Here is a 25,097-nt window from a genome sequence, read left to right as displayed (position 1 = left end):
GGCTGTGGCCAGAGGTGCGGGCCCTGAAACGCCAGACCCCCGCCGAAGCGGGGGTCTGGAAGCGTCATGCATGAGGACTTACTTGGTGTTCATGCCCTTGCCGACGCTGGGGTCTTCCTCGATCTTGCGGGTGATCACGTACTGCTGAATGATCGAGATGCAGTTGTTGCACACCCAGTAGATGACCAGACCGGCCGGGAACCACAGGAAGAAGAAGGTGAAGACGATCGGCAGCATCTTCATGATCTTCGCCTGCATCGGGTCCGGAGGCGTCGGGTTGAGCATCTGCTGAACGAACATGGAGGCGCCCATCAGGATCGGCAGGACGAAGTAGGGGTCCTTCACCGACAGGTCCTGGATCCACAGCATGAAGGGCGCGTGACGCAGTTCCACGGACTCCAGCAGCATCCAGTACAGCGCGATGAATACCGGCATCTGTATCAGGATCGGCAGACAGCCGCCCAGCGGATTGATCTTTTCCTTCTGGTAGAACTTCATCATCTCCTGGGACATCTTCTGGCGGTCGTCGCCGAAGCGTTCCTTGAGACGCTGCATTTCCGGGCCAAGCTTGCGCATGCGTGCCATGGACTTGTAGGCCTTGGCAGACAGCGGCCACAGGGCAGCCTTGACCATGATGGTCAGGATGACGATGGACCAGCCCCAGTTGCCGATCAGATCGTGGATGTGATCGAGCAGCCAGAACAGCGGATTGGCGATGAACCACAGCCAGCCGAAGTCAACGGTCAGCTCAAGGTTCGGAGCCACGGCCTCAAGCCGCTCCTGCACCTTGGGGCCCATGTAGAGGGTGGCACCCAGGGTGGCGTCGGCTCCCGGTGCCAGGGTCTGGGCCTGGCCGGCGAAGGCAGCAACGTTGCGGTCCTGACTGTCGGTGGCGGCGTAGAACAGGTTGTCCTGCTGCTGCGGCGGTACCCAGGCGGAGGTGAAGTAGTGCTGGATGATCGCGACCCAGCCGCCCTCGACCTCGCGGTTCTGGAAGTTGCCTGCCTGGATGTCCTCGAAGTCGATCTTCTCGTAGCGGTTCTCCGGTGAGGAGTACGCCGCGCCGAGGAAGGAGCGCATGCCCATCTTGGGGCCAGTGGACGGATCCGGGTTGTTGTCGCGGGCCAGTTGGCCGATGAAGCGTGCGCTGACCGGCTCCTCGCCAGCGTTGGCAAGCAGGTAGCTGACGTCGACTGCGTAGTCGTCACGACTGAAGGTGAAGCGCTTGACGATATCGATGCCATTGACGGTGGCGGTCATGTCCACCTGCAGGCTGTCCTGGCCGTCGGCCAGGCGGTACTCGGTCTTCTCGGGCGAGAAGGCGATACGACCGCTGTTGCCGTCAAGCTGCAGTCCAGAGCGAGCGACGTAGCTCAGGGTGCTGTTGTTGGACAGCAGCACGTAGGGCCGATCCCCATCCTGGCTCATCAGATGCTGGGGGAGGGCGGCGTAGACGATGTCGCCACCCTGGGGGTCGATACGCACGTCGAGGACGTCGGTGATGACCGCAATGAGATCTCGACTGTTGGCAGCGGGCTCGCTGCTGCCGGGCAGCTCGCTGCCGACATCATTGGCCGAGCTGGGTGCCGCCAGGCCTTCCGACGTGGAGGCGTCGGCACCGTTTGAGGTCGCGTTGCTGGTGATCGCCGGAGCATCCGGGGTGCTGGGCGGCTGACCGTAGTCCTGGTTCCACTGCACCATGATCAGGTAGGCGAGCACCGCCAGGGGGATCAGCAGGAGTAGTCGTTTTACGTCCATGAAGGGTCTGCCCGAAGGGAAGTGAACATGCCGATGGCGCCACGCGAGACGCCTACATGAGATACACGAAAGCCTGCCGGAGGCAGGCCAGTATTCGTACGGAAACGTTCCGCGTCGCGAGAGGTGACGTCAAGGGGCCGGAAGAGGGACTCGTTCATGCTCGGACGAAGTGTGTTCGGCATTGAAGAGCCTCTTGCTGCTAGTTACGGCTTTGCTTCGGCTGTGACCGAGTGTCACCCCGGGTGTCACTCGCGTGGCGAGGTGTCGTCGATGTCCGCGAGGGACGAGTCGACTTCTCGGCCTCGCGCTCGAGACGACGCCACATGCCGAACAGCTGGCGCAGCACGGTGTCGTTGTCGACCTCGTTGACGCCACGCCTGGCCAGCAAGACGATATCCACGGCGGGAAGTCGATGCTGTGCATGCCGAACGGACTCACGAGCCAGTCGTTTCAGTCGATTGCGATCGACGGCCCGGCGTACGTTCTTCTTGCTGAAGACCAGGCCCAGGCGAGGGTGTCCCAAGTCATTGGGAATCGCCAACGCCATCAGGCCCTTGCCGTGAACCTTGTAGACCGCCCCATCGAACACCTGGCGGTAGTCCCCGGCAGTCAGCAAGCGGCATTGCCGGGGAAAGGTCAGACAGGCCACGAAGGACCTGCGCTTAGGCGCTCAGGCGCTTGCGGCCCTTGGCACGGCGACGTGCCAGAACGGCGCGGCCGTTTTTGGTGGCCATGCGAGCACGGAAGCCGTGCGCGCGCTTGCGCTTGAGAACGCTCGGTTGAAATGTGCGCTTCATAACTCGTTAATCCCACAGTGGTTTTTTGGAACGGATAGACATCCAGAGGCTCCCGGAATCCGCTCGGGCCCCCGGGGGTATTCGGCTCAAGACCGGATATTTTAGTGATTTCAAGCCCTGGGTGCAATCTTTTCGCGGGCCAGAAAGCAGGTTTCAGGGTGTTCGCTCCTGCCAGTCCTGCCCAGACGGTTGGGGATAACTCTTGCTCGAGCCGAACCGGCGGGTGAACAAGCCAGCCGGGACCGGCCTCGCGACATGACCCACTGCCTACATAACAATAAAGAGAAGTTCTTGACTGATGTTGTTATTACTACTGGGGATAGTTTTTGTGGATAAGCGTGTTCACGTATGAAATTTCAACATGTTGCGTTGCATATAAAAGTGTGGAGAAAACGTTGAGACCGCGGGGAGGAGCGGTGTGGTTCCGGTGGATCAATGATGAGATTGTCCACAGGGACTCGTTCGCCAGCAAGTTGTTCCAGCACAACTCCGAACGGCGTACAAGGGTTTTCCACAGCTAGGTTTCGGTGCCGTTCTCGTGTGGATAACTCGTGGTGACAAGGCTACAATGTGCGGTCGTTCTTCAACCAAGGTAGCTCGCGTGTCGCTCGCTCTCTGGCAACAGTGTCTACAAACCCTTCAGGATGAACTGAGCTCGCAGCAGTTCAACACCTGGATTCGCCCTCTGCAGGCGGAAGAAGGGGAGTCCAATCAGCTCAGGCTGCTGGCACCCAACCGCTTTGTGCGCGATTGGGTCAGTGACAAGTACGCCAAGCGTATCAGTGAACTGATGCGGGAGTTGGCGCCGGCCAAGCCGCCCAAGGTGATGCTGACGGTGGGCAGTCGTCGTGCTGCGCCGGCCCCACCCCAGACTCGCGAACTCGGCGATCCTGTCTCCGCCGCTCCGGCCCGCTCGGCGGCCGTGCACACCAGCTCCCGCGGCGATGTGGGGGATGAGCGCGAGGTCGACCGCCTGCGCGACGAAGGCGGTGAGGCGCCGGTCACGCGTCCACCCGGTGGTGAGCGCCAGGTACAGGTCGAGGGCAGTCTCAAGCACTCCAGTGGCCTGAATCCCAACTTCACCTTCGAGACGTTTGTCGAGGGCAAGTCCAACCAGCTTGCCAGGGCGGCATCCCGCCAGGTGTCGGAGAACCCTGGGGGAGCCTACAACCCGCTGTTTCTGTATGGTGGCGTCGGCCTCGGTAAGACCCACCTGATGCATGCGGTGGGCAATGCCCTGGCGGGGCGTCGCGAGAACGCTCGGGTGGTGTATCTTCACTCGGAGCGCTTCGTCGCCGATATGGTCAAGGCCCTTCAGCTCAACGCCATCAATGACTTCAAGCGCTTCTATCGCAGCGTCGACGCGCTGTTGATCGATGACATCCAGTTCTTCGCCGGCAAGGAGCGCTCCCAGGAGGAGTTCTTCCACACCTTCAATGCCTTGCTTGAGGGTGGCCAGCAGATGATCCTGACCTCGGATCGCTACCCGAAGGAAATTAGCGGCGTCGAGGAGCGCCTCAAGTCCCGTTTTGGCTGGGGGCTGACGGTGGCGATAGAGCCGCCTGAGCTCGAGACTCGGGTGGCGATCCTGATGAAGAAGGCCGACCAGGCCAAGGTGGATCTACCCCATGATGCGGCTTTCTTCATTGCCCAGAAGATTCGCTCCAACGTGCGTGAACTGGAAGGGGCGCTGAAGAAGGTCATCGCCGATTCCCACTTCATGGGCAAGTCGATCACCCAGGACTTCATCCGCGAATCGCTCAAGGATCTGCTCGCTCTGCAGGACAAGCAGGTAGGCGTGGACAACATCCAGCGTACCGTGGCGGAGTACTACAAGATCAAGCTGGCGGACCTGCTGTCCAAGCGGCGTTCACGCTCCGTGGCGCGCCCGCGACAGGTCGCCATGGCCCTGGCCAAGGAACTGACCAATCACAGTCTTCCGGAAATCGGCGACGCCTTCGGCGGCCGAGACCACACCACCGTGCTACATGCCTGTCGCAAGGTGCAGGCGCTGCAGGAAGAAAGCGCCGATATTCGTGAAGACTACAAGAATCTGTTGCGGCTTTTGACCAGTTAACGTCTCTACGTCATCAACCGCGTGACCGTCTCACTCTCCCGGACAAGAAGTGGAGCCGACATGAAATTTTCCATCTCCCGCGAAGCGCTGCTGCGCCCGCTGACGCTGGTGGCCGGTGTGGTCGAGCGCCGTCAGACGTTACCGGTGCTCTCCAACGTGCTGATCCAGGTCGAACAGGACGAGGTCGCCTTGACCGGCACCGACCTGGAAGTCGAACTGGTCGGCCGCACCGTGGCCAGCCAGGTGGATGAGCCTGGTGCCATCACGGTGCCCGCGCGCAAGCTGATGGACATCTGCAAGTCCTTGCCAGACCAGTCCGAGCTGGAGCTGTCCATCGAGGACGGGCGGGCCGTGCTGCGCAGTGGCCGTTCACGCTTTACCCTGTCCACGCTTCCGGTCGCCGAGTTTCCGAATATTGAAGATGGTCAGAGCAGTGTCGAACTGGCGTTGCCGCGGGGGACCCTCAAGCAGCTGATCGACGCCACCTCGTTCGCCATGGCGCAGCAGGACGTTCGCTACTATCTGAATGGCCTGCTGCTGGAGTTCGCCCCGAACCTGGTCCGCACCGTGGCTACCGACGGCCACCGCCTGGCGGTCAGCTCTCGCCCCGTGGAGATCAACATTGAGTCGGCCCAGAAGCTGATCGTTCCGCGCAAGGGTGTACTCGAACTGGTACGGCTGCTCGACGATTCCGAAGAGCCTGTCAGCCTGACCCTGGGCTCTACCCATATCCGTGCTCACACCGGGGACTTCACCTTCACCTCCAAGCTGGTGGACGGCAAGTTCCCGGACTACGAGCGGGTCGTGCCCAAGGGCGGCGACAAGGTCTTCATCGCCGAACGTTCGGAATTGCGTCAGGTGCTGTCGCGTACCGCCATCCTCTCCAACGAGAAGTACCGTGGGGTACGGCTGAATCTGGAAGAGGGCAACCTGAGGGTGATGGCCAACAACCCGGAGCAGGAAGAGGCCGAGGAAAACATCGCCATCGAATACAGCGGGCCGGCCATGGAGATCGGCTTCAACGTCGGCTATCTGATCGATGTGCTCAACGCCGTGGGTGAGGATCGCGTGCAGATGACGCTGGGCGATCCCAACAGCAGCGCGCTGATGGAAGAACCCGGTGGCGGCGATGCCCTCTATGTCGTGATGCCGATGCGCCTGTGACGGTATTCGTTGCCAGCAAGGCCTTTCCATGGCGCTAGACCGCTTGATGTTTCAAGGCCTGCGAAACTTGCAGGCCTTTGATATTTCTCCATCTTCTGGGATCAACCTGATCACTGGAAGCAATGGCAGCGGCAAGACCAGCCTGCTCGAAGGTATCCACCTGCTGGGCATGGGGCGGTCCTTTCGGGCACGTCGGCTATCCCAGGTACTCCACCACGATGCTGACGCCCTTGTCCTGCATGGCCGCCTTGCCGGTGATCCCCCTGTATCGATCGGTTTGCGCCGCCTGCGTCAGGAGCGCGAATTGACGCTGCGCATTGGCGGTGAGCGACTCGACAGGGTATCTCGTCTGGTGGAGACCCTGCCCCTGCAGTTGATCAACCCCGACGCCTTCCGCCTGCTGGAGGGATCTCCCGCCGGCAGGAGGGAGTTCCTGGATTGGGGAGTGTTTCACGTGAAACATGACTTCCTGCAGGCCTGGCAGCGTTTCCGTCGCGCCCTGAAACATCGGAATGCCCTGCTCAGGCATGGTAGAATGGAGCCTCAATCCCTGTCAGTGTGGGAGCATGAGCTGGCGCTTTCGGGCGAGCGCATGGACATCCTGCGCAGGGAATGGATCGATACCTTTATCCCGGTATTCGAGGAAACGCTGGAAGGGCTGATTTCACTGCCATCACTGACGCTGCGCTATAGCCGTGGCTGGGATCGACAGCGAGATCTGGCCGAGGTGCTCGAGCAGGGACGCGACACCGATCGTCAGATGGGGTTTACCCAGCAGGGGCCCCAGCGAGCGGATCTGGCGATTCGACTCGGCAAACGACCAGCGGTCGAAGTGCTTTCACGAGGACAACAGAAACTCGTCGTGAGCGCACTGAAGCTTGCCCAGGGACGGTTACTCGAGAAGATGACAGGCAGGACCTGTCTCTACTTGATCGACGATCTGCCCGCCGAACTGGACCAGAACCACCGAAGGATCTTTTGCCAGTGGCTGGAGCGGATGCGCTGCCAGGCCTTCATCACCAGCGTGGATCACGAGGTACTGGCCGACCTGTGGCAACCCGATACGCCGATGGCAATGTTTCACGTGAAACAAGACGCTGACGGCTTCGGCCAGCTGCAGGCCATAGACAGACAGACTTCACGACGGAGTGGTCAATGAGCGAACATGCTTACGACTCATCGAGCATCAAGGTACTGAAAGGCCTGGATGCCGTACGCAAGCGGCCCGGGATGTACATCGGCGATACCGATGATGGTACCGGCCTGCATCACATGGTGTTCGAGCTGGTGGACAACTCCATCGACGAAGCGCTGGCCGGCCACTGTAGCGAGATCAGGGTGATCATCCATCCGGATGAGTCGATCACCGTCAGTGACAATGGCCGTGGCATTCCTACCGATATTCATGAAGAGGAAGGCGTATCGGCGGCCGAAGTGATCATGACGGTGTTGCACGCGGGCGGTAAGTTCGATGACAACTCTTACAAGGTATCTGGCGGCCTGCACGGCGTCGGTGTCTCGGTGGTCAATGCGCTGTCTGAAGAGCTCAAGCTGACCATCTGGCGTGCTGGCAAGGTCCACGAGCAGATCTATCGTCACGGTGTCCCCGAGTCGCCGCTGGCTGTGGTGGGGCAGACCGAGCAGACCGGTTCGCGGGTGCACTTCCGTCCGTCTCCCGAGACCTTCGCCAATATCGAGTTTCACTACGATATTCTGGCCAAGCGTCTGCGTGAGCTGTCGTTTCTGAATTCTGGTGTGGCTATCCGCCTGCTGGACGAGCGTAGCGGCAAGGAAGAGCTGTTTCACTATGAAGGTGGCCTGAAGGCCTTCGTCGACCACCTCAACACCAACAAGACCGTTCTCAACCCCGTCTTCCACTTCAATGTGGAGCGGGAAGATGGCGTGGCGGTTGAGGTGGCGATGCAGTGGAACGATACCTTCGCCGAGAACATCTTCTGCTACACCAACAACATCCCTCAGCGGGATGGCGGTACCCACCTGGCCGGTTTCCGCGCTTCACTGACTCGTACGCTCAATCACTATATTGAAGCGGAAGGGTTGCTGAAGAAGACCAAGGTGAACACCTCCGGTGACGACGCCCGTGAGGGCCTGACCGCGATCATCTCGGTCAAGGTGCCGGACCCGAAGTTTTCCTCCCAGACCAAGGACAAGCTGGTCTCTTCCGAGGTAAAAACTGCGGTAGAACAAGAACTTGGTCGGTCTTTCTCGGAGTATCTGGTAGAGAAGCCCAACGAAGCCAAGGCCATCGTCAACAAGATGCTGGACGCTGCCAGGGCCCGCGAGGCGGCGCGCAAGGCGCGTGATATGACCCGCCGCAAGGGTGCCCTGGACATCGCAGGGCTGCCCGGCAAACTGGCCGACTGTCAGGAAAAGGACCCCGGTCTGTCCGAACTCTACCTGGTCGAGGGTGACTCGGCCGGGGGTAGTGCCAAGCAGGGGCGTGACCGGCGTACCCAGGCTATCCTGCCGCTCAAGGGCAAGATCCTCAACGTCGAGAAGGCACGCTTCGACAAGATGCTGTCGTCTGCGGAAGTCGGGACGCTCATCACTGCCCTGGGCTGTGGCATTGGCCGTGAGGAGTTCAATCCGGACAAGCTGCGCTATCACTCGATCATCATCATGACCGATGCTGACGTGGACGGTTCGCATATTCGTACCCTGCTGTTGACGTTCTTCTTCCGTCAGATGGCGGAGTTGATCGAGCGCGGGCATGTGTTTATCGCCCAGCCGCCGCTGTACAAGATCAAGCGTGGCAAGCAGGAGCTCTACCTCAAGGATGAGCAGGCGATGATCGACTACCTGACCACCACCGCCCTGGACGGAGCGCGGTTGTGCGTCAGTGAAGATGCGCCAGGAATCAGCGGGGCTCAGCTTGAGACTCTGGTGAACCAGTACCGTGATGTAATGAAGCGCATCGATCGTCTGTCGCGGGTCTATCCCAGCGAGGTGCTGCGCAAGATCGTCCATGCGGCACATCTTGACGGCGAAAACAGCCTTCGTGATCGCGGCACCATGCAGAACTGGATCGAGTTCCTGCAGAAGGAAATGGACGATCTGGTGGCCTACGAGGGCGGACCGCGTTACACCTTCTCGTTGCAGGAAGACAATGAACGCGGGTTCTTCCTGCCGGCGGTAACCTTGATTGCCCATGGCGTGACCACCGACTACGTCTGGGGCCTGGACTTCTTCACCAGCGCCGACTATCGCGCCATCGCTGGCCTCGGTGAGACGCTGGATGGGCTGCTGGAAGAGAGCGCCTATATCGCCCGTGGTGAGCGCAAGAAGCCGGTCAAGACCTTCTATGAGGCGCTGGATTGGCTGATGAACGAGGCACAGCGTGGTCTGTCGATCCAGCGCTACAAGGGCCTGGGCGAGATGAACCCGGAGCAGTTGTGGGAAACCACCATGGATCCCAATACGCGTCGTATGCTGCGGGTTTCCATCGAAGATGCCGTCGCCGCCGACATGATGTTCAACACCCTGATGGGTGATGAAGTCGAACCGCGTCGTGACTTTATCGAGCGCAACGCTCTGGTGGCCAATCTGGACATCTAGTGCAGAAGGAAGACCCAGGCCCATGGCCTCGATGTTTCACGTGAAACATCTCACAACAGAACCCCGATCTTCATGATCGGGGTTTTTTCTTTTTTAATATCAGTGATTTGCCAGCGGCCGGATGGTTGGATGGCTGGGGGACTGGTTTCTTGAAAGGCCCGCTATGAGAGGGCGGGGTGCACCAGGCTTCTATTGCCATCCGGCGAGGGTGTATCGCGAATGTGCAAAGGCAGATCTGACAACACGCCATACGCTGGGGTAGTCCGATTCTGCTGGCGAACGCGGTGAGTGGGTGGTGAGTGGGCGCGGTGTGTCCGATGGAAGTCAGTGGACGTCGATGGACGTCAGTAGAGGAAAGACGAAGGCGCGGTGTCTCCATGGCGGTTGCACGGTGGGCAGGCGCTTGAGGACAGCGGCGCAGCCTGCACGTTTCACGTGAAACATCTGGCGATATAAGGTCCAGCTGCTCAAGCCAGGACTCACGCCTCTTTGATACCAAATGTCTGGTCGATATCAGCATTCGTGCCGACTACGGGGGAGTACCCGAGCTTCAGGAAGATACTCGGAGGAAGGTATCTGGCTTGCGCGATCACATGTGAAGTGTTCGAAGAGGCGGCGTATCGATACTGCTGGCGTCATCTCGAAGAAGGGGATGGAAGGAGGGAATCAGAAAGGGAGGAATGGAGGTGTTGTTGGAAGGATCTGTTGGAAGGGAGGGGGAAGGGTTGGTGGCAAGGGGTGGTAACAGACGAGAGCGTACGACAATCCATCGTCGGGCTGCGTCTATGACCTCGCTCCTCCGCAACGTTTCACGTGAAACATCACGGCATCAGACCTGAGATTCCAAGGCTGGGACCGTGTCTGGCTATCCGCATCTTGCGATCCGCGTCTTGCCATCTGTGTCTTGCTGCCTGGATCTTGTTACCCGCGTCTTGTTATCCACGTCATGTTATTTGGGGCCTGATGAGTCTCACGCTTCAGACTGGGTGCCTTGGTTGTCCGCACTATATGGAACGTGCGGGAGCGTGTCCGGAGGGGGCTCTGTGATACCGGAGGGGGTTCGATACATTGCACACGCAGTCATCAGGGAAGTACCGAAAATTGAGCACCACGACCTCCCGGGCGGGTAAGTCGCAAGAGCTTTCCCGTGCTCTAACCTGTTGTTTGGACGTTGATATACGAAGAATGCGAGCCGCCATGTTTCACGTGAAACATGGGGCTTGGCAGTCGCAGATAGATGAAGGGATAACCACGTCGGCGGCCAGGCTTGGAGGCTCGCCGAGGGGTGGCGAGGGGTGGCGAGGGGTGACGAGGGGGCGAGCCTGATGCAGGGTCGTTTCAGGTATCCAGGTTTCCTTGCAGCAGTTGATCGACAAAACCAGCGAGATCGTCATAGACCTCTGCCTCGCTGTCTGTCCGGCCAAGTTCTGGATGCTTGGCTAGTGTGCGCTCGCCCTTGCCGGTACGCACCAATGCAAGGCGGCAGCCCATGGCAGCGCCTGCCTCGAGATCCCGGTAGCTGTCGCCCACCATCCAGGCGCCTTCCAGGCTGTCGAGTGCAAGCGCATCCTGTATCTGGCGGAGCAGACCGGGCAAGGGTTTGCGGCAATCACAGCGGTCCTCGCTAATGTGAGGGCAGTAGGCGATATGCTCGATCCGACCGCCCTCGGCCTCCACCAGGCTCAGCATCCTGGTGTGCATGGACTCCAGCGTCGCCTCATCGTAGTAGCCGCGCGCGATGCCTGACTGGTTGGTGGCAACAGCGACGGTCCAGCCCTGTTGGGACAAGCGGGCGATGGCGGTGATGGCGCTGGGGTAGGGGACCCACTCGGCGAGCGACTTGATGTAGTTGTCGGAGTCCTGATTGATCACTCCGTCACGGTCGAGAATGACGAGTCGTGGGGCCATGGGTCTACCTAGTCTATGCGATGGGTAAGGGTGGTTGCTGTCACGCAATCGGCCCAGTGTAGGGGCATGTTTCACGTGAAACAATCAGGTGCTGACGAGGCCGTGTCTGTGGCCCAGGTCGCAGTTTTTACCAACCCTGCGCTGTTGCTGCCTGTCTCACCCTTTGCCAGTGGAAGCTCGTGCTATTCCCCCCATGTCGAGGGCGTAACAAGGGTCTCATGCAAGGGTCTCATGCAAGCCCATTCCAGCGACAACCATCCCAGGCTCCTCCGTATTCAGTAAGCCACGGATCGCTGCGATCCCAGCCCCCTTAGCTGTCGCTGGCAACACCCTAGGGCTTGTCTGAAAAGTGCCTGCGCTCGGTAATACGGCGTTAAAAATCGGATCAAAATGCTCATTTACACCCCGTAAACTGCGCTTTCTCACCGATTTTTGCCTTGTCTAACCTTCGCTCGTCGACTTTTCGGACAGCGCCTAGTCCAAAAGTGGTGGCGACGTAGTGTCGGTGTCCAAGCCTGTCGCGCCGGCTGTCGCCAGTGCTGTGGGTATCGAGTCCTTCAGGTGATCGAGCAATGCTCGTACCCGCATTGGCGGATCCCGTCCTGGAAGCAGCGCATGGATGCTGATGTCTGGCAGCGACCAGTCCTCGAGCACGGGGAGCAACCTGCCGGCTTCCAGCGAGGCCCCGACGATGGAACGGGAGGTATGAAGGATGCCGATACCTGCCTCTGCCGCGATCACCAGTGCGTGCCCATAGTTCGCTCTGTAGCTTCCGCTGACCGGCACGTTGTGAACCTCGCCGCCACGGCGAAGTGGCCAGCGCTGAATACCCTGGAAACGTGTGTAGTGAAGGCAGTTGTGGTGCAGCAGGTCCAGTGGATGACGTGGTATGCCGTGGCGTTGAAGATAGACCCTCGACGCCACCAGCATGCGCTGATCTGCGGCCAAGGGATGGGCGACCAAGCGAGAGTCCTCGAGCACCCCGACTCGCACTGCCAGATCGTGCCCGGATGAGGCGATATCGACAAAGCGATCGTCGAAGTCGGCGTCCACTTCAATGTCTGGATGGCGTTCGAGAAATTCGGGGAGGAAGGGCGCAATATGGATTCGGCCGAAATTGACCGGTAGTGATAGGCGGATCAGTCCTCGCGGCCGGTCACTGATGTCCTGCAAGGTATCCGCCGCCTTGTCGAGTAACCGTAGAGCAGGGACAGCGCGTTCCAGGTAGGTGCGGCCCGCCAGGGTCAGGGAAACCTCACGGGTGGACCGGTGCAACAGCTTCGTCCCGAGCCGAGACTCCAGCGCATCGAGGCGACGGCTGACCGCGCCGCTGGTGAGGTTGAGTTGCTCGCCAGCCGCACGCAGTGAGCCATATCTTGCCACTTCAACCAGGGCAAGCAGTCCAGCGACCAGTGTGTCGTGATGGGATGGCATGGTACACCCTCGTCCAGAGGCAGGGGTCGGTCATTGCACGAGTCGCCATGGAGCCAGGGGCGATGGGCGCCGGTGCGGCGACAGATACTTCTTTCCAGCGCTTGTCACCACAAGGCCCATGCAGCGACTCACTCGGCAATCGATCGGAAGCTGCCAATGACTATGCTTCAGCGGATCTTGCCGTGGGGTTGGCGCGGGCAATGCCAGAGCCGGAGCCAGTGCCAGAGCAGCGCGGCGAGAGACGGCTCTGACTCGGGGCCTTATTGTTGAGTCTAGCGCAAGACAGTACTCCGTGAGCTTCGCTACTGCGCTGGTCTCGGACGGGCCAGGATAGGGGAAGACCAACGAGGAGGTTGTTCCCATGTTACTGGAAGCTCGTCTACGCCCATTGGTATCGCTACGTCACTTTCGTCAATTCCGCTCTGACAGGGTGGGGCCTGAAGGAATCAATGAGTACCAGGTAGCACGTCGCGATCTGGCCAGCGAAGAAGTGCGTGTCAGGGTCGCTGCAGTGGGGCTGAACTACCGCGACAGGGCGCTGCAGGACGGCAGCTATCTGCCGCAGATGCCACGCCCCTTCGTGCCGCTGTCAGAAGGCTCCGGGGTGGTGCTGGAAACGGGAAGGGATGTCGTTGATCTCGAGGTGGGACAACCGGTGCTCGGCCACTACACCATCGATTGGATATCTGGAGCTTTCAAGGAGTCGTATCACGCCTCAAAGCTGGGCGGCCCTGGTGATGGCTGGTTGTCGGAGGAGGTCATCGTTCCGCGTCGTGCGCTGGTTGCCGTGCCAACTGGCTGGCGGCTCGAGGAAGCCGCTGCATTGGCGATCTCCGGCGTCACGGCCTGGAAGTCGCTTGGCGACCTGGATGAGCTGAAAGGCCGTTACCTGCTGTTGGCGGGAACCGGCAACGTGTCGCTGCAGGCCCTGCAGATGGCGGCTGTGGCTGGTGCTCGGCCTATTGTGGTGACGTCGCGACCCGCTCTGGCATCACGGTTAAGGGATTTAGGCGCGGTAGCGGTGATCGGTCGGGAGGGCGGGGCGGCCGACGTGGCGTCCCAGGTGATGGCCATCACCGAGTCTGTGGGCGTAGGGCGTGCCATCGATGTGGTGGGCGGGCAGTTTCTGGTCGATGCCATTCTGCCGTCAATGGCTACCAATGGGCATATCGCCCTGGTGGGCTTTCTCGAGAGTGGCCGTGTCGAGGGTGATCTGGTGGGACCGGCGATTCGCAAGCTGCTGCATCTGGAAGGGCTCAGCGTCGGCAGCCGTGACGCCCTGGAGGCCATGCTCCGCTATATGGATCGCCACGGACTCAGGCCCGCTATCGGACGTCGCCTGAGCGCCGACGACTTGCCTGAGTGGCTCGCCAACGGCGCCGCGGTCAGTGGCTTGCGTTCGGGCACTATGGCCGACCGTCACCCGAGCGTGGGCCTGTCGGCAACTGACCCGCAAGACAATGATCTCGAACTGGGCAAGACGCTGGTGATCATGGATCAGCGGCTGGCGGAACGTATCGCTGAGTAAAGCGGCGGAGTCGGGGCTCAGAGTAAGGCGGTGGAGGCGGGGCGCAGAGTAAAGCGGCAGAGGCGGGGCGCTGAGTAGAGCGGTGGAGGCGGGGCGCTGAGTAAAGCGGCGGAGGCGGGGCGCTGAGTAAAGCGGCGGAGGCGGGGCGCTGAGTAAAGCGGCGGAGGCGGGGCGCAGAGTAAAGCGGCGGAGGCGGGGCGCTGAGTAGAGCGGCGGAGGCGGGGCTCAGAGTAAGGCGGTGGAGGCGGGGCGCAGAGTAAAGCGGCGGAGGCGGGGCGCTGAGTAGAGCGGTGGAGGCGGGGCGCTAAGTAAAGCAGCGGGCGTGAGGCTGTGGGAAGGCACCGGGTACAAGCTCCAGGCGGCGTACTGGGGGGAGATCAAGCAGGGCGGGTTTCACGTGAAACACGAGAGCCTGCCCTTGCTTGTACTCCTGTATGTTCCACGTGAAACATTGTCGCCGCCGGCGCCTTCTATCTGGGCAATGTTCCACGTGAAACGTCGGTGGCGAGTGCCAGTCTGCATCGCCAGGTTCGACTCTCCAGGCGACATCCCAACGGCTCTCTCCTGCGTTCGTAGCGGATGTGGCATCCGGGTGAAGGGTTCAGGAGCTTTGGCGCCGTGGGGTAGCGTGCCGGGCGGGCCCAGCCTGTCGATATAAAAAAGGCCGGCCCCTTGTGGGACCGGCCTCGTTGCCACCTGGGGCAGGATTACTGCTGCAGTTCGGCGATATCCGCTACTTCGAGGAACAGCGCCTGGAGGCTTGCCAGCAGGGCCAGACGATTGGCACGAACGGCTTCGTCTTCGGCCATGACCATCACCTGGTCAAAGAAGGCATCCACCGGTGCCCGAAGGCTTGCCAGCACGTCCAGGGCGTCGCTGTAGCGGGCTTGCTGGAACAGCGGAGCGACCTGCTCCTGGCAAGCTGCCACGGCGTTCTTGAGGGCCTTCTCGGCGTCCTCGGAGAGCAGGCTCTCATCAACCTCGGTGCGTCCATCGTGATCCTGCTTGGACAGGATGTTGCCGACACGCTTGTTGGCGGCGGCCAGGGCGGCGGCTTCATCACGCGTGGCGAATTGCGCCACGGCGCGCAGGCGACGGGCGAAGTCCAGCGGGCGGGTCACCGGGCGTGCACGCACCGCCAGGTAAACCTCGGCACCGATCCCTTCATCCTGGGCCCAGGCTCGGAAGCGATCGAGCATGTAGCCAAGGACGTCATCGACCAGGCCGTCTGCCTTGGGCAGCGCCTCATGCTGGGCCACGGCCAGCTCGAGCAGCTCGCGCAGGTCCAGATCCAGCTCACCCTTGACCACGATATTGAGCACGCCGATGGAAGCACGGCGCAGGGCGAAGGGGTCCTTGGTACCGCTGGGGCGCTGGCCGATGCCGAAGATCCCGGTAATGGTATCCAGGCGATCGGCGATGGCCAGGGCCTGTCCGGTCAGGGTCTGGGGGATGGCGTCGCTGGCAAACCGCGGCAGGTACTGTTCTTCCAGCGCGCGTGCGACCTCGGCGTCTTCGCCATCGTGCTCGGCGTAGTAGCGCCCCATGATGCCCTGAAGCTCCGGGAACTCGAGCACCATTTCGGTGACCAGATCACACTTGGCCAGGGCCGCAGCACGGCGAGCGCGGGACTCGTCACCGCCGGTGCGGCTGGCGATGTGCGCGGCCACGTTGGCACTGCGTCTGGCCTTGTCGGCGAGGGTCCCGAGCTGCTTCTGGAACACCACGCTCGAGAGGCCCTCGATGCGTTCGGCGAGCGGGCGCTTGCGGTCGGTCTCGTAGAAGAAGGCGGCATCGGCCAGACGAGGGCGAATCACCTTCTCGTTGCCGGCGATGACCTTGTCCGGCTCGCGGCTGTCGATATTGGACACGGTAATGAAGGCGGGCTTGAGCTTGCCGTCCGCATCCAGCAGGTGGAAGTACTTCTGGTTGGCCTTCATCGACGAGATCAGGCATTCCGCCGGCACCTCGAGGAAACGCTCGTCGAAGCTGCCGGTCAGCGCCACCGGCCACTCGACCAGACCGCTGACTTCTTCCAGGAGGTCCTCGTCGATGACGGCGGTGGCTTCGAGCAGTTCTGCCTCGGCCAGTACCTGTTCGCGAATGCGCTCGCGACGCTTGCTGCGATCGGCCAGCACCCAGGCATCCTCCAGGGCACCGAGGTAGTCGTCGGCATGTTTCAGGGCGATGGCCTCGGGGGCGTGGAAGCGGTGTCCGCGGGTCTCGCGGCCGGCCTCAAGGCCCAGCACCGTGGCGGGTACGATCTGGTCGCCGTAGAGCGCCGCCAGCCAGTGAACAGGGCGGGAGAACTCGATGCGGGAAGCGCCCCAGCGCATGTTCTTGGGCACCGGCAGGGCCGCCACAGCCTTGTCGATGATGGCGGGCAGCAGGGCGACGGTGGCCTCGCCCTGTTGCTGTTCGCGGTAGCCGAGCCAGGTGCCCTTGTCGGTCTCAAGATGGATCAGGTCGTCGACGCTGACGCCGCAGGAGCGAGCAAAACCCTGGGCTGCCTTGGTTGGCTCGCCATCCTTGAAGGCTGCCGCCAGGGCAGGACCGCGTTTCTCGACGTCGCGGTCGGGCTGCTTGTCGGCCAGTGCCTCGACGCGCACCGCCAGCCGGCGGGGGGAGGCGTAGGCGGTAACGCCCTGGAAGTCGACGCCGGCATCGGCGAGGCCGCGACGCACGCCCTCGGCGAAGGCGTCGGAGAGAGTGTCGATGGCTCCCGGCGGAAGTTCTTCCACGCCGAGTTCAAGCAAGAGGGTGTGGGCGGCCATGCTTATGCGTCTCCCTGTGCGGCAAGGGGTTCGTCGTCGAGAAGTTCACGTCGCAGCGCTTCCGGGGCCAGCGGGAAACCGGCCGCCTTGCGTGAGGCGTAGTAGGCGTGGGCCACGTCGCGGGCCATGGTGCGCACGCGCAGGATATAGCGCTGGCGTTCGGTGACCGAGATGGCGTGACGCGCGTCGAGCATATTGAAGGTGTGGGAGGCCTTGAGTACCTGCTCGTAGGCTGGCAGCGGCAGGTTGGCGGTGAGCAGCTTCTGGCACTCGCTTTCCTGGTGGTCGAAGTTGCCGAACAGGGCGTCCACGTCGGCATGCTCGAAGTTGTAGGTGGACTGCTCGCGCTCGTTCTGCAGGTAGACGTCACCGTAGGTAACGCGGGAGCCGTCGGGCGCGATGGTCCATACCAGGTCGTAGACGCTGTCCACGTCCTGAAGGTACATGGCGATACGCTCGAGGCCGTAGGTCAGCTCACCGGTGACCGGGAAGCACTCGATACCGCCGGCCTGCTGGAAGTAGGTGAACTGGGTCACCTCCATGCCGTTGAGCCAGACCTCCCAGCCGAGTCCCCAGGCACCCAGGGTCGGTGACTCCCAGTTGTCCTCGACGAATCGGATGTCGTGGACCAGCGGGTCGATGCCGAGACGCTCAAGCGACCCCAGATACAGTTCCTGGAGGTTGGCCGGGGAGGGCTTCATGACCACCTGGAACTGGTAGTAGTGCTGCAGGCGATTGGGGTTTTCGCCGTAGCGGCCATCGGTGGGACGGCGAGACGGCTGAACGTACGCCGAGTTCCAGGTTTCGGGTCCGATGGAGCGCAGGAAGGTGGCCGGGTGAAAGGTGCCCGCACCGACTTCCATGTCCAGCGGCTGCATGATCACGCAGCCCTGTTCGGCCCAGTACTGTTGCAGGGCGAGGATCAGGCCCTGGAAGGTTGCCACGTCTGGCGTCGACTGTGTCATTGGGAAGCACCGTTGGCCATGAATTCACGAGCCGTCAAGTATACAATCACAGGCAATTCGGTTATAGGCACAGCGCCAACAGAGGTTTTCCCATGATCGTAGTGACAGGCGGAGCCGGCTTCATCGGTTCAAATCTGGTCAAGGCCCTCAATGACCGGGGGCGCACCGACATCCTGGTGGTGGATGACCTGCGGGACGGCACCAAGTTCGTCAACCTGGCGGACCTGACCCTCGGGGACTACATGGACAAGGACGAGTTCCTGTCCCGGGTGAAGGCCCACATGCGCGGCGAGCCGAACCAGCTTCCGCCCATCGAGGCGATCTTCCACGAAGGTGCCTGCTCGGACACCACCGAGTGGGATGGACGCTTCATGCTGGAGAACAACTTCACCTACTCCAAGGAGCTTTTGCACTTCTGCGAGCAGGAGGGCATTCCCTTCCTCTACGCCTCGTCGGCGGCCACCTACGGCGGCAGCGAGGTGTTCGTGGAGTCCCCCGAGCACGAGAAGCCGCTCAACGTCTACGGCTACTCCAAGCTGCTGTTCGACCAGTACGTGCGCTCGCGCCAGGCCGAACTCAAGACCCAGGTGGTGGGCTTTCGCTACTTCAACGTCTACGGCCCCCGCGAGCAGCACAAGGGCAAGATGTCCAGCGTGGCCTTCCATCACCACACCCAGATCAGCGCCGGCGAGAACCTGCGCCTGTTCGGCGCCTGGGACGGCTACGACGCGGGCATGCAGAGCCGTGACTTTGTCTATGTCGGAGACGTGGTCGACGTCAATCTGTGGTTTCTGGACAACCCCGAGGTGTCGGGAATCTACAACCTCGGTACCGGCCGCGCCGAGCCGTTCAAGACCATCGGCGAGACGGTCATCGACTTCTACGGCAAGGGCCGCATCGACTACATCGACTTCCCGGAAGAGCTCAAGGGGCGCTACCAGAGCTACACCCGTGCCGATATCTCGCGGCTGCGCGAGGCCGGCTACGATAAGGAATTCCACACCGTGGCCGAGGGTGTGACCCGCTACCTGGAGTGGTTGAATGGCTGAAGCTGCGCCGGTCATGGCGCAGCCGCGGCTGGCGGGCCAGCGGCTGCTGGTGGTCGGTCCCAGCTGGGTCGGTGACATGGTCATGGCCCAGGGGTTGTTCAAGGCGCTGAAGCAGCAGGGCGCCGCCGCCCTGGCGGTGGTGGCACCTGCCTGGTCGAGGCCGATCCTCGAGCGCATGGATGAGGTCGACGAGGTCGTCGAGCTGGCCGTCGGACACGGCGTCTTCGGCTTTTCCGCCCGACGACGGCTGGCCAGGTCGCTCAAGGGACGCTTCGATCATGCCATCGTGCTGCCGCGTTCCTGGAAGTCGGCACTGGTGCCTTTTCTGGCGCGGATACCCAGGCGAACCGGCTTCACCGGGGAGCACCGTTTTGGCCTGTTGAGCGAGCGCCGTGAGCTGCAGCGCGACGTGCTCGACCAGACCGTCAAGCGCTTCGTCTCGCTGGGGCTGCCGGCGGACGCTGCCGCTGCCGGCGACTTCGAGATTCCCCAGCCACAGCTGCGTCAGGATGCGATCAACCTGGCGCGGTTGCATGATGAACATCGACTCGGCGTGCGTCCTGCCATTGGCCTGATGCCAGGGGCGGAATATGGCCCCGCCAAGCAGTGGCCGCTGGCCTACTTCCATCGCCTGGCCGGGGAGCTGATCGCTCAAGGCTTCGAGGTAAGGGTGCTGGGTGGGCCCAAGGATCACGCTGCGGGCGAGGAGATCGTGACCGGTCTCGAGCATGCCCACAACCTGTGTGGCGAGACCCGCCTGGAGGATGCCGTCGACCTGCTTGGCGACTGTCGCCAGGTGGTGACCAATGACTCCGGGTTGATGCATGTGGCCGCCGCGGTAGGGACGCGTATCCAGGCGATCTATGGCTCCTCGTCGCCGGCCTATACGCCGCCGCTGACCGACAACGCCCGGATTCACTATCTGGCTTTGTCCTGCTCGCCCTGCTTCGAGCGACATTGCCCGCTCGGGCATACCAACTGCCTCAAGCAGATCACTGTGGACAGCGTGCTGGAGGCGATCCTGACAGACGAGGCCCCGAACCGGATCGACGTCAGCAACGAGTGATCCGGGGCAAGGTGTCGTCGGTGAAGCCTTGTCCAGCCGTCCTGGTCGTCATCCAGGCGCCCTGTCGCCAGCTACTCTTCATATGGGCGCCCAGGCAGGTAGACGCCAAGGTCAAGGCTGCTGGGGCGCCTCGGGCGGGGCGTCGGGCTGTCCGTCGTTGCGATACGCCGGGGCCAGGCCTTGCCACAAGCGCTGCTGCAGCGCGGTTTCTTCACGCATGTACCCGTTGAGTGCTTCCAGGCCGTAGCGTTCGGCCAGGGTCGGATCGTTCGAGAACAGCGAGACGCCCAGTCCGGCGCGGTGCCAGTCGATGGTGAAGCCCATCGCCTCCAGCAGCGTCGGCAGGGTGTCCATGGTGGTGGCGGTGGTCGAGATGCGTTGGGGCGTCAGCGCATTGCCCATCATCATCAGGGTGTTGGTGCGTGGCGTCTGAATCAGCTGATCCCAGGCCGAGACACGCATGGTCAGATGGTCACTGGCAATCACCACCAGGGTGTCCTCCAGCAGACCCTGGTCGCCAAGGCGCTGGATCAGCCGGCGGGTCAGCCAGGCCGAGCATTTCACCGCGTACAGGATATCCACACCGTCGTGCTCACCCTGATTGGCCTGGCAGGCCCTGGCCGGATAGCCCGCCGGGGCGTGGGCGGTCAGATTGAGCACGGTCAGGTTCCAGGGACCGTCCTGACGATCCAGGCGCTTTGCTTCCTCTTCCGCCATGGCGTACAGACTGTCGTCGTAGAGGCCCCAGCTATTGAGATAGTCCGGGTCGTCGAGGCGGCCAGCGAGCTGCTCGCGCCCCAGCACGCGGTCGTAGGCGTGGTCTTCGTAGAACAGCCCCTTGCCGGCGAATTCAGTACTGGCGCCGCCCATGAAGGTCTGACGGTAGCCAAGCCCCGCGAGCAGATCTCCCAGGCAGGCGACTCCGGGTACCACGTGGTGCAGCGGCTCGAACTGGCTGTCGTGGAGCAGACCGGCGGGCATCAGCGGCGTGCCGCACTGGCTGGCGATCATGCCGGCCATGGTCCAGCCGGTGTTGTCGAGCTGGCGAACATTGTCGAACACCACTGCATCCGCTTCCAATGCGGCCAGGTCGGCGTAGGCGTCGCCGAAACGGGCCTCGTCGGCGTAGGTACGCTCGAGGCTCTCCAGGTAGATCAACAGCAGGTTGGGGGGCTGCGGTGGCGCCTTGAGGATCACCGGCTCGACGTAGCGACGCTCCAGCCAGGTGCCGGGGTCGGTGACCACCGCCGCGCCGCGCTGGCCCATGGAGTAGAACATCGGATTGGCGACCAGCAGCACGAAGGCCAGCCAGTGGTCCCAGCGTTGCCAGCGGTAGTCGGCTCGCACCAGCCAGGTGTAGGCCGCCAGAATCAGCAACATGGCTGCGGTGTACAGTATCGCCGCCACGCTGCGCTCACTGCCGCCGTGCTTGGCAATGCCCGCCTGCAGGTGGAAATAGACCGCGCCCATGTCCACCTGGCCGAAGCTGTTGGCCAGGTAGACGTAGATGCCCCAGAAGGCCAGTGGCGCCAGCGCCCAGGGGATCACCTGCACCCGCAGCCGTGGCGGAGGTGGCGCGCCCCAGCGTTTCCATCCGGCCAGGGCACACCACACCAGTGCCGGCAGCGGCAGGCACCAGCCGGGCAGTCGGGTGACCATGACCAGGGCATGGCCCACGGACAGGCCGAGAATCAGATGGACGGCCCAGCGAAGCCAGGTCGAGGTGGCGGGGCGGTGCAGGGGCATGATCGAGGCGCCAGGTGTCGTTCCGTGAAACCGATACGAATCAGCGATCGGCTCGCTCGTTCTCGTACAGTTCGTTCAGCTTTGCATACTTCATGTACGCATGGAATGCCGTCGTGATGGCGACGGTCATGCCATCCTGGCCCTGCAGCAGCCCGCCCTTGAGCACCAGCTTGCGCAGCATGGCGGTCATCGCGTGCAGCGTGGGACGAGTCGACGAGGGGGTGACACCACGTTCCTTCATCGCCCAGGCGTCGCGGGTCGACAGTTGATCGATGCGCTGAATCCAGTGGGACAGGTCACGGTAGGTGAAGTGACGCAGATGGGCGTCCACGTCGACCACCTCCGGTGCCTGGACCGAGGAGTGCGCCTTCTTGGGCAGATAGCCCGAGGTGGTGCGGTTGTACAGCCGGGTCACCGGGTCCGGGTAGAAACCCGCCGCGCGAATCCAGTGGCGGCCGGCGAAGTTGCGACGCTTGAAGCGGTAGGCCTTGCGCGGGTCGTCCAGCGACAGCTCGCGAATCGCCGCCACGGCGTCGTCGTCCAGGCGCTCGTCGGCATCCAGCGCCAGGATCCAGTCATGGGACGCCTGGGGGACGGCGAAGGCCTTTTGCGGGCCATCGCCCAGATAGGGCTGATGGATCACTCTAGCGCCGGCGGCCTCGGCCAGGGCAACGGTGTCATCGCTGCTGCCGGAATCGACCACGATCACCTCGTCGCACACCGGGGCCAGCGAAGCGATGGCCTCCTCGACGTTGTCCTGCTCGTTGAGGGTAATGATGATGCCGGTAATCGGGGTCATGGGGCCTGCCTATACGAAGGGCTTTATGGGGTGCTGGTGCCAACAACCGATGCGCTGTGGCGAGTGGGATGCGCCGATACGCTGTTGCTATGCCGTCGACCGATGGTGGTTGACCTTCCTCAGGCGCGCTGCAGTGGCGGCGGCGGCGGCCTCCAGGTCGATGGCCGACATGTCCTGGTGAGCTGCATCCGTCGGTGGATGAAACGCCAGTCGCCGATCGGCGTCGTTGCAGGTCTGCCAGCGCAGCGGGGTGGCCGAGCGATGGGACGGGTAGAAGCCGACGGTGATCAGGTTGAGACAGCCTGCCACGTGCAGCGGGCCGGTGGAACCCGCGATAAAGGCGTCGCCCGCCGCCAGACTGCGGGCGAAGTCGGCGAGTCCTGCGCAGGCCGGCTGTCGGTAAGCACTGAGCCCAGCCTCGTCCAGCGTCTTGACCAGGGCCTCGGCCACGGCTTCTTCGCCGGGGCCGGCGGTAAGTATCCAGTGGGGCGGACGCTCACCCGACTCGGCCAGGCGCCGATCGATACCCTGTGCAAGCCCGGCGTAAGCCTCGGGAGTCAGGTTGACCGCCGAGCCGCCGCTGCCCGGGTGCAGGAACACCCAAGGGCGCGTGTCGTCGAGTCCCAGCGCCTGGCCCAGCGCGCTACGCTGAGCGTCACGTTGTTGCGGGGCCAGGGGCCAGTAGGGGGGCGCGGGGTGCTGTTGCGACGGCTGTCCTGACGAGAGTCCCAGCGCCTGAATCATGGCCTCGGCCAGTTCCAGGTTGTAGATGTATTCAGGCTTGGCCGAACGGGATCTGCGCTGGGTGACGCGACGGTTGTAGAATAGCTGGGCCCACTTGGTGGCTGGCGCCATGCGCAGGGGGATCCCCGAGCGAAGGCCGAGCCAGCCGATGCGGGTGGTGGAGTAGAGCGTCAGCATCGCCGTGAAACCGCCCTGGCGCAGCGTCGCCAGCAGGGCGCGCTGGGCATCCTTCGGCGCCTGTTCACCCGGGTCGATGACGACGTCGTCGATCCACGGACAGAGCCTTGCCATCGGCGCCGTATAGGCGGGTACCAGCACGCTGACATGAGGGGCGGGCTTGGCCTTCTTGAGGGCGGCGAGTGCTGGCCAGGCGAGCATGAAATCGCCAAGCTTGTCGTTGCGTACCACCAGCAGTCGAGGGGCACGAGCGTCGGCCGAGGCCGTCGTTGCTGTCATTTGGGCTCCCGAGCCCCGCTATCGGAAAGGAGACCACCTTGAGTCACAAGGTCATGCACATCTGCCTGTCGGACGGCTGGGGCGGACTGGAAATGTATCCTTCGAGGATTATACCGGAGCTTGCCGCTCAGGGGTGGCAGGTGCATGCCCTGGCACTGGGCGACTCGCGGGTGGCCAGGAGCCTCGATGATGCCGGGGTGGCGACGCTGACTACCCGCTCCAGAGGCTCGGCGCTTTTCGGTGTGCGCCGGTGGCTTGAGTACCTGGCCCGTCACGACATCCGCCTGTTGCACTGCCACAAGTCCAGCGACCTGCGCCTGGCAGCCCTGCTGGCGACCTTGCGGCCGCGGCTAAAGGTGGTGTTCACCGACCATATGGGGGTCACCCGGCCGAAGAAGGACCTGTATCACCGCTGGGCCTACGGACGGGTGTCGCGGCTGTTGTCCATCAGCGAGGCGACCCGGCGACGTAACGTCAAGGCCTTCGCCCTGCCGGCCGAGCGTATCCAGCGGCTGTATCTGGGGATCGACCCGGCGCCGCTGGCGCCGCGTCTGGACGCCGGCGAGCGGCGCGCCCTGCGCACAAGCCTCGGGCTGCCGGCGTCGGCCACCACCATCGGGGTGGCGGGGCGACTGACGCCTGGCAAGGGCCAGCGGGTGTTCGTCGAGGCCCTGGCGAGGCTGATCGCCGAGCATCCGACGCTCGATGTCCATGGGGTCATCATCGGTGGACTCAGCGCCGAGGAGGGCAGTCGTGAGGAGTACGTGGCCGAGCTCGAGGCGCTGGTCGCCGAGCAGGGACTGTCGCAGCGCATCACCTTTACCGGCTTTCGGCGTGACCTGGCGCGGTTGTTCGAGGTGCTCGACGTGGTCTGTGTGCCGTCGCGCAACGAGGCCTTCGGCCTGACCGTGATCGAGGCCATGGCCGCCGGCAAGGCGGTGATCGGTTCGCGTAGTGGCGCCATCCCCGAGTTGATCGACGCTCACAGTGGCCGCCTGGCAGACCCCGAATCCGCCTCCGAGTGGGCCGCCGCCATGCTGGAATTGGCGCAAGATGGCGAGCTCAGGCGACGTCTGGGCGAAGAGGCGCGACGTCGGGTCAAGCAGCACTTCCTGCTGTCGCAGCATGTTGAGGGGCTGACTCAGGTCTATGACGACGTGCTCGCTGGCCGGCCTGCCGTCTGACGAGTGACACCGCTTGCTCAGAGAGGTGAGTAAGCGGCCGCTATCGCTGTAGACGTTGCTGTAAAAGTGTTC

The 25,097-nt window shown here is 62.8% G+C and carries 18 protein-coding genes; 8 read left to right on the top strand and 10 right to left on the bottom strand.

Features of this window, described 5'->3' with window-relative positions:
• Positions 1-78 precede the first annotated feature (78 nt).
• The 3 genes from yidC to rpmH form a co-directional block, all read right to left on the bottom strand.
• Positions 79-1,758, bottom strand: coding sequence for a membrane protein insertase YidC (yidC, locus tag EBB56_RS12610; protein WP_108131947.1), 1,680 nt, complete (start codon positions 1,756-1,758; stop codon positions 79-81).
• 199 nt (positions 1,759-1,957) lie between these two features.
• Complete coding sequence (gene rnpA, locus EBB56_RS12605) at positions 1,958-2,407, bottom strand: ribonuclease P protein component (RefSeq protein WP_083970680.1); 450 nt, start codon at positions 2,405-2,407, stop codon at positions 1,958-1,960.
• Positions 2,408-2,420: 13 nt separating this feature from the next.
• Positions 2,421-2,555 (bottom strand): 50S ribosomal protein L34, encoded by a 135-nt coding sequence (gene rpmH / locus EBB56_RS12600; protein WP_008959105.1) that lies wholly within the window; start codon positions 2,553-2,555, stop codon positions 2,421-2,423.
• Positions 2,556-3,156: 601 nt separating this feature from the next.
• On the opposite strand from rpmH, the gene dnaA reads away from it, so the two are divergent.
• From dnaA to gyrB, 4 genes are read left to right on the top strand one after another with little or no spacing between them, the layout of a single operon-like run.
• The gene (gene dnaA / locus EBB56_RS12595; protein ID WP_045995088.1) at positions 3,157-4,632 is read left to right on the top strand and encodes a chromosomal replication initiator protein DnaA; all 1,476 of its coding nucleotides are present in this window, start codon (positions 3,157-3,159) and stop codon (positions 4,630-4,632) included.
• 60 nt (positions 4,633-4,692) lie between these two features.
• Positions 4,693-5,796, top strand: coding sequence for a DNA polymerase III subunit beta (dnaN, locus tag EBB56_RS12590; protein WP_045995089.1), 1,104 nt, complete (start codon positions 4,693-4,695; stop codon positions 5,794-5,796).
• 28 nt (positions 5,797-5,824) lie between these two features.
• The gene (recF, locus tag EBB56_RS12585) at positions 5,825-6,955 is read left to right on the top strand and encodes a DNA replication/repair protein RecF (protein WP_045995090.1); all 1,131 of its coding nucleotides are present in this window, start codon (positions 5,825-5,827) and stop codon (positions 6,953-6,955) included.
• Positions 6,952-9,372: a DNA topoisomerase (ATP-hydrolyzing) subunit B gene (gyrB, locus tag EBB56_RS12580; protein ID WP_045995091.1), complete on the top strand. Its 2,421-nt coding sequence runs from the start codon at positions 6,952-6,954 to the stop codon at positions 9,370-9,372. Before recF ends, gyrB begins: the two co-directional genes overlap by 4 nt.
• 1,338 nt (positions 9,373-10,710) lie before the next feature.
• Here gyrB and gmhB read toward each other — a convergent pair.
• A complete protein-coding gene (gene gmhB / locus EBB56_RS12575; RefSeq protein ID WP_124804525.1) occupies positions 10,711-11,280 on the bottom strand; it encodes a D-glycero-beta-D-manno-heptose 1,7-bisphosphate 7-phosphatase in 570 nt (189 codons plus the stop codon).
• Between the two features lie 474 nt (positions 11,281-11,754).
• On the bottom strand, positions 11,755-12,714 hold the full coding sequence (locus tag EBB56_RS12565) for a LysR family transcriptional regulator (RefSeq protein WP_124804523.1): 960 nt from the start codon (positions 12,712-12,714) through the stop codon (positions 11,755-11,757).
• A 361-nt stretch (positions 12,715-13,075) separates the two neighbouring features.
• Here EBB56_RS12565 and EBB56_RS12560 point away from each other — a divergent pair, with 361 nt between their 5' ends.
• Positions 13,076-14,242, top strand: a complete 1,167-nt coding sequence (locus tag EBB56_RS12560) for an NAD(P)-dependent alcohol dehydrogenase (protein WP_045990968.1) — start codon at positions 13,076-13,078, stop codon at positions 14,240-14,242.
• Between the two features lie 707 nt (positions 14,243-14,949).
• Here EBB56_RS12560 and glyS read toward each other — a convergent pair.
• Together glyS and glyQ are read right to left on the bottom strand one after the other, a co-directional pair.
• Complete coding sequence (gene glyS / locus EBB56_RS12555; protein ID WP_045990969.1) at positions 14,950-17,016, bottom strand: glycine--tRNA ligase subunit beta; 2,067 nt, start codon at positions 17,014-17,016, stop codon at positions 14,950-14,952.
• 2 nt (positions 17,017-17,018) lie between these two features.
• The gene (glyQ, locus tag EBB56_RS12550) at positions 17,019-17,981 is read right to left on the bottom strand and encodes a glycine--tRNA ligase subunit alpha (RefSeq protein ID WP_045990970.1); all 963 of its coding nucleotides are present in this window, start codon (positions 17,979-17,981) and stop codon (positions 17,019-17,021) included.
• Positions 17,982-18,073: 92 nt separating this feature from the next.
• Here glyQ and rfaD point away from each other — a divergent pair, with 92 nt between their 5' ends.
• Together rfaD and waaF are read left to right on the top strand one after the other, a co-directional pair.
• Positions 18,074-19,030, top strand: a complete 957-nt coding sequence (gene rfaD / locus EBB56_RS12545; protein ID WP_045990971.1) for an ADP-glyceromanno-heptose 6-epimerase — start codon at positions 18,074-18,076, stop codon at positions 19,028-19,030.
• On the top strand, positions 19,023-20,096 hold the full coding sequence (waaF, locus tag EBB56_RS12540) for a lipopolysaccharide heptosyltransferase II (protein ID WP_409360211.1): 1,074 nt from the start codon (positions 19,023-19,025) through the stop codon (positions 20,094-20,096). Before rfaD ends, waaF begins: the two co-directional genes overlap by 8 nt.
• Before the next feature lie 111 nt (positions 20,097-20,207).
• Here waaF and EBB56_RS12535 read toward each other — a convergent pair whose 3' ends face one another.
• The 3 genes from EBB56_RS12535 to EBB56_RS12525 form a co-directional block, all read right to left on the bottom strand.
• Complete coding sequence (locus EBB56_RS12535) at positions 20,208-21,842, bottom strand: sulfatase-like hydrolase/transferase (protein ID WP_045990972.1); 1,635 nt, start codon at positions 21,840-21,842, stop codon at positions 20,208-20,210.
• A gap of 40 nt (positions 21,843-21,882) precedes the next feature.
• Complete coding sequence (locus EBB56_RS12530; protein WP_124804522.1) at positions 21,883-22,641, bottom strand: glycosyltransferase family 2 protein; 759 nt, start codon at positions 22,639-22,641, stop codon at positions 21,883-21,885.
• Between the two features lie 87 nt (positions 22,642-22,728).
• On the bottom strand, positions 22,729-23,841 hold the full coding sequence (locus EBB56_RS12525; protein ID WP_045990974.1) for a glycosyltransferase family 9 protein: 1,113 nt from the start codon (positions 23,839-23,841) through the stop codon (positions 22,729-22,731).
• 38 nt (positions 23,842-23,879) lie between these two features.
• Between EBB56_RS12525 and EBB56_RS12520 the strand changes: the two genes are divergently transcribed.
• A complete protein-coding gene (locus EBB56_RS12520; RefSeq protein WP_260425356.1) occupies positions 23,880-25,025 on the top strand; it encodes a glycosyltransferase family 4 protein in 1,146 nt (381 codons plus the stop codon).
• Positions 25,026-25,097 lie beyond the last annotated feature (72 nt).

It is taken from the genome of Halomonas sp. YLB-10, assembly GCF_003856855.1.
GTDB lineage: Bacteria > Pseudomonadota > Gammaproteobacteria > Pseudomonadales > Halomonadaceae > Halomonas > Halomonas litopenaei.
Note: the sequence above shows the minus strand (reverse complement) of the source record. Positions and strands in the feature narration are given on the sequence as shown.